General features: G+C 61.5%; 4 protein-coding genes. 3 read left to right on the plus strand and 1 reads right to left on the minus strand.

The annotated features are described in order from the left end of the window. Positions 1 to 248, minus strand: a 248-nt coding sequence (locus ACNKID_RS09880; protein WP_417913263.1) for a hypothetical protein, incomplete at its 3' end; no start/stop codon positions are given. On the opposite strand from ACNKID_RS09880, the gene ACNKID_RS09885 reads away from it, so the two are divergent. From ACNKID_RS09885 to ACNKID_RS09895, 3 genes are all read left to right on the plus strand, one after another. Then, a complete protein-coding gene (locus ACNKID_RS09885; RefSeq protein WP_417913264.1) occupies positions 236 to 2,977 on the plus strand; it encodes a CBS domain-containing protein in 2,742 nt (913 codons plus the stop codon). The two genes, ACNKID_RS09880 and ACNKID_RS09885, sit on opposite strands and share 13 nt — an antisense overlap. A 140-nt stretch (positions 2,978 to 3,117) precedes the next feature. Next, positions 3,118 to 5,307: a RelA/SpoT family protein gene (locus tag ACNKID_RS09890; RefSeq protein ID WP_417913265.1), complete on the plus strand. Its 2,190-nt coding sequence runs from the start codon at positions 3,118 to 3,120 to the stop codon at positions 5,305 to 5,307. Next, positions 5,304 to 5,750, plus strand: coding sequence for a Smr/MutS family protein (locus tag ACNKID_RS09895; protein ID WP_417913266.1), 447 nt, complete (start codon positions 5,304 to 5,306; stop codon positions 5,748 to 5,750). The genes ACNKID_RS09890 and ACNKID_RS09895 overlap by 4 nt, the downstream gene beginning before the upstream one ends. Positions 5,751 to 5,882 lie beyond the last annotated feature (132 nt).

A 5,882-nucleotide genomic window follows, 5' to 3' on the forward strand; every position in this document is an offset into this window, starting at 1 on the left:
CTCAAAGGCACCCTGCAATCAATCTGGAGCTTCACCAAATGCACCAGCATACACATCCTGCCATTTTTTTCAACAGGATAATTGCCTTGCTCCTGATGCAGGGCAGCTTGAAACAGACAGGCGGAGCAGGAAAAAAACTGGAGGGTACCCATCAGGCAATCTACAGGGATCCCATCAGAGACACTGGTGGGTACCCACCAGAATGCCTGATGGGTACCCTCCAGTTGATCAGGCCGTGAAACATCCATGCCGCCTCTTCCCCCATCTCGCCAAATCAAGTACACTGGGCGGCATGGATCTCATCACCACCCACAACAACGCCGACTTTGACGGCCTCGCCTCAATGATCGCGGCGCGGAAGCTCTATCCGGGCGCAACCTTGGTCTTTGCCGGGGCAGCCGAGCGGCGGCTGACCGAGTATCTCTCTGCTGACCTCCGCCATCTCTACCACTTCAAGAAGCTGAAGGAGCTTGATCTGAGCGCGGTCCGCCGTCTGATTGTTGTGGACACCCGCCAGCCTGAACGCCTCGACCGGGTGCAGGAATGCCTGCGCAATCCCGGCTTGGAGATTCATCTCTACGACCACCACCCAGACGCGCCCGGCGACCTGCGCGGCGCGGTCGAGGTGGTGGAGCTGCTTGGCTCGACCGCTGCCATCTTCGCCCGGCTCTTGCAGGAACGCGGCATCCGCCTCACAGCAGATGAAGCCACCCTGATGAGCATCGGCATTCACGAAGACACCGGCTCCTTTCTCTGCGCAGGCACCACGCCTGCCGATCTTCGCGCCGCCGCCTGGCTGATCGAGCAAGGAGCAAAGCTGGACTTGGTCAACCACTTTGTCAGCCGCGAGCTGTCGTCGGATCAGGTCTCGCTGCTGAATCAGCTGCTGAAGAACTCGACCTTATACACCATCAACACCGTGGCAGTCACGGTCAGCCGTCTCAACCTGCCGCAGTACGCTGATGACTTCTCGGCCTTGGTGCGGCGGATGATGGTGATGGAGAACTTGGACGCGGTCTTTGCCTTAGTTGGCATGGACGACCGCCTCTACCTCATCTGCCGCAGCCGCATCCCGGAAGTGAACGCCGGGGACGTGGCCCGCGCCTTTGGCGGCGGCGGCCACGCGGCAGCTGCCTCGGCAGTGATCAGCGACAAAAGCATCTTCGAGGCCGAGGAGGAACTGCTGCAGCTGCTTTATCGCTGCGTGCGGCCCAAGGCTTTGGCCGGTGAGATCATGTCCTCGCCAGTGATCGCCGTCCGCCCGGAAGTCAGCCTGCGCGAGGCCAGCGAGCTGCTCACCCGTTACAACCTCACCGTGCTGCCGGTGGTGCGCGACAACAGCGAGCGCAGACAGCCCAAGGGTCTGCTGGGGATGATCTCGCGCCGGATTGCGGAAAAGGGCATTGCCCACCAGCTTGGCAATGCGCCGGTGAGCGACTACATGACGACGGAGCTGGCGACTCTGCGCGAAGACGCGGGCCAGGCCGAGATTCAGGAGCTGATCATCACCCGGCGGCAAAGACTGGTGCCGATTATCCGGGAGGAAGAGGGGGAGGAATTCCTCTGCGGGGTGATCACCCGCACGGATCTGCTCAACCTGCTCGCCCACGATCCGGCCCGCCTGCCGCGCAGCCTGCTGCGCGAGGAAGAGCATCCTTCAGCGGAGCGCAGCCGCACCATCAGCCGCCTGATGGTTGAGACATTGGGCAGGGAGATCATCCTGCTCCTGAGGGAGATCGGCGAGACCGCGCAGAGCATGGAGATGCGGGCTTACGCGGTTGGCGGCTTTGTTCGTGACCTCCTTCTGCAAAGCCGCAACTTAGATATAGATATAGTGCTGGAGGGAGATGGCATCCTCTTTGCCCAAGAGTTTGCGCAACGCAGAAAGGCCTCTGTGCGCACGCATGAGAAGTTCGCCACTGCCACAGTGATTCTGCCCGGTGGCCAGCGGGTGGATGTGGCCACGGCCCGCCTTGAATACTACGCCGAGCCTGCGGCCCTGCCAGTGGTGGAAAAAAGCTCGCTCAAGCTTGATCTTTTCCGCCGCGACTTCACGGTCAACGCCATGGCTGTGCATCTCAACCCTGACCGCTTCGGCATCTTGGTTGACTACTTCAGCTCGCAGAACGATCTGAAAGAGCGGCAGCTGCGTGTTCTCCACAATCTCAGCTTCGTGGAGGATCCGACCCGTATCTTCCGGGCAGTGCGCTTCGAGCAGCGTCTCGATTTCCGCATTGCCCGGCATTCCGAGAAGCTCATCCGCAGTGCCGTGCAAATGCACCGGGCAGAGAAGTTCAGCGGCCTGCGCTTCTTCAACGAGCTGCGGCTGCTGTTCTCCGAAGACAATCCGCTCCCGGCCTTGCAGCGGCTGGAGGGCTTCGGCCTTTTTCCGCTCCTCTGGCCCGACCTGCGTCCGAACCTGAAGATAGACCGCCGCTTTGTCCATGTCATGACGCAGGCGGAGAAGGCTCTTGCCTGGTTCCGCCTCCTTTATCTGCCGGAAAAGGACAAGCAGTGCGAGTGCTGGACTGTACGCCTGCTCGCCCTGTTCAGCCGTTCGCGGGAGTTGGAGCTGCGCCGCTTCTGCGACCGCTTTGAAGCCCCGCCGCGCCTGCGCAGGCTGCTGATTGAGCGCAAGGTGAAGAGCGAGCAGATTGCCGCAGATATGCTCTGCCGTCCTTTCTTCAAGCCCAGCGAGATATACTGGCTGCTGCGCGGCATGGATAACGAGGCCCTGCTCAGTCTGATGGTCATCGCCCGCAAGAAGCATATTCAGGAGGCGGTGTCGCGCTACGTCACCAGCCTGCGCGATGTCCGGCCGCTCATCAGCGGCCAAGACCTGCTCACACTGGGCTTGCAGCCAGGTCCGCAGTTCAAACAGCTCCTCAACCACGTGCTGGAGGCCCAGCTTGACGGCGTGGTCAGCAGCAAGGAAGAGGCGGCGGAGATGGCGAAGAAGGCGGCAGGCATTTTGTGAAATTGCGGCAGGAGCAGCAGCCTTTTGTTGCAGCTGTTTGACGTTTAGAATAGATTGCTGGACTTGTCTGCATGGCGAACCGCTTTGCCGAGCGAGTTGACGCGATGATCTTTCCCAGCTAACTGCCTCCAAGACAAAAAATGCCTGACTTCACCAGCCTGCTCTCGATCGCCCGCAGCTATCTTCAGGATGTCGACCTTAGTCCTCTGGAACGGGCCTACGCCTTTGCCTGCGAACGGCACAAAGGGCAGCTCCATCTTTCCGGCGAGCTGTACGTCCGGCATATACTTGATGTGGCCACCACCATCGCCTCAATGAAACTGGACGTGGTGACGATCACCGCCGGGCTGCTGCACGGGGTGATCCGGCACGGCCACGCTTCTCATGAGGAGCTGTCAGCTCAGTTCGGCCAAGAGGTCGCCAACATCGTCAGCGGCGCGACCAGGATCACCAATGTCCGCTATGACTCCAGCCTGACGCATCAGGCGGAGAATATCCGCAGGCTGTTTCTGGCCATGGGATCGGACATCCGGGTGCTGCTCGTCCGGCTGGCCGACCGTCTGCACGACATGCTCGGCCTGCACAATGCGGAGGAGGAGCGGCGGCGGCAGGCGGCACGGGAAACGATGGATTTGTACGCCCCGCTGGCCAGCCGCCTTGGCATAGACTGGCTGAAGCGGCAGCTTGAAGACCTTTCCTTCCAGCACCTTTTTCCGGCGGAGCACGCCTCGCTGACCAAGCATCTTGACAGCACACTCGGCGAGCGGGAAAAGTACGTGGAAGAGGTCATAGCCATTCTGCGCGGCAAGCTCAAGGCGGCGGGCATCACCCCGCTGCGGGTGCTGGGCAGGCCCAAGCATCTCTACTCCATCTACAAGAAGCTGGTGGTGCAGAACATCCCGGTCGAGCAGGTCTATGACAAGGTGGCCTTCCGCATCATCGTCAACACCGTGCATGAGTGCTACGCGGCTCTTGGCACCATCCACGGCAGCTGGACTCCAGTGCCGGGCCGGATCAAGGACTTCATCTCCGCGCCTAAGTCGAACAACTATCAGTCGCTGCACACCTCGGTGGTCGGGCCGGGCGGCCATTTCATGGAGATTCAGATCCGCACCCAGGCAATGGATGAGGTGGCGCAGGAGGGCGTGGCCGCGCACTGGGCGTACAAAGAAGGACAGAAGATCAACCGGGACGATGCCCGCCTTTTCCATGAGCTGAAGAAGCTGGTGCAAGGCTTGCAGGAGGTGGAAGATCCGGTCGAGTTCCTCGACACCGTGCGCGGCGAGCTGTACGACCCAGATATCTACGTCCTCACCCCGACCGGCGAAGTTCGCGAGCTGCCGCGCAGTGCCACGCCGATAGATTTCGCCTACGCCATCCACACTTCGGTCGGCGACCGCTGCGCCGGAGCAAGGGTGAATGGTCGGCTGGTGCCGCTCAAGCAGGAACTGCAAAATGGTGACATCGTTGAGATCATCACCAGCAAGGAGCCGCATCCCAAGCAGGCTTGGCTGCACATGGCCAAGACCAGCCGGGCCAAAGCGAGAATCCGGCATTGGCTGCGCAAGGAGGAAAAGGCCCGCGCCTTGGAGCTGGGCAGGGAAATCTGCGAGCGCGAGCTGAAGAACCGCGAGACCAGCCTGAAGAAGCTGATCAAGAGCGGCCAGCTCCGCCTCCTGCTGACCAAGCTGCGGGCGGTCTCCCTTGATGACATGCTGACCAAGGTCGGCGCGGGCGAAGTGACGGTGCAGCAGCTTGAACGCGCCCTGCTGCCGGACGAGCAGGTCAAGGCGGAAGAGACGAAGCGGCAGGAGGCCGAGCTGCTGGAGAAGGTGGAGAAAGCCGCCGCCAGCGAAAACAAGGCCAGCAGGCCGGTGCCTGCCGGACGCGGGGCCGTGCAGGTGGACGGCATAGACGATCTGCTGATCAAAATCAGCCAATGCTGCCGCCCAGTGCCGGGCGATGAAATCATCGGCTACATCACCACCGGCAGCGGCATTGCGGTGCATAAAGCCAAATGCCCCAGCCTGCTCACTGCCGAGCCGGAACGTCTGCTCGAAGTGCAGTGGTCAGACGGCGGGGCAGGGCCGCACCGCGCCGAGCTGCTTTTGAAAGCCCATGACCGGAAGAACCTGCTCGCCGACATCAGCTCGGCCATTTCCAGCGACGACGCGAACATCATTGAGATGAACTCGCGCACCAAGGCGGACAAAGTCGCCGAGTTCCGGGTGCTGGTCGAGGTCAGCGGCCTTGAGCAGCTTCACCGCCTGCAAGTTCATCTCAGCCAGCTGCCGAGCGTGATTGAAGTGCGCCGGGGCGGGCGGGCATGAGGGAAATCTGCTGCGGAGTCTGCGGCAACGAGGTGGAGCCAGGACTGCGCAGCTGCCCTTTTTGCGAGTCCGCGCTGGAGCTGGTTCTGCCCGGCCAGCTTGATCTGCATAAAATCATCAATCTCAAGCAGGGAATGCCCACGGTGGAGCAAGCCCTGCTTCGTCTCGACCGCGAGCTGGCGCAGGCCCGTTTGGAGCATCGCCGGGTGCTGACTCTGATCCACGGTTACGGCTCCAGCGGCGCAGGCGGCTTCATCCGCCAGGAAGTGCGCGACCGCCTGCTCTACCTTCAGCACCGGGGCGGCATCAGCGCGGTTGTTTTCGGCGAGGATTTCAGCACGCGCAGCGGGCCGGGCCGCGACCTCCTCCGCCGTTTTCCCGCGCTCCGCCAGCATCACGATTTGAACCGGGGCAATCCGGGCATCACGCTGGCGGCGGTGTGAACGCAAGATGCCTGCCCGGTCATTCGGGTGTCAACACCTGTTGCACTGCATTCTTTCGTCCTGTGAAAAACAGACGGTTTTATGACTCAGGCGTTTGAGACGCGTCTTGAAATTGAGATGCATGCGTTCTGC

Source organism: Candidatus Electronema sp. TJ (assembly GCF_048287355.1).
Taxonomy (GTDB): Bacteria; Desulfobacterota; Desulfobulbia; order Desulfobulbales; family Desulfobulbaceae; genus Electronema.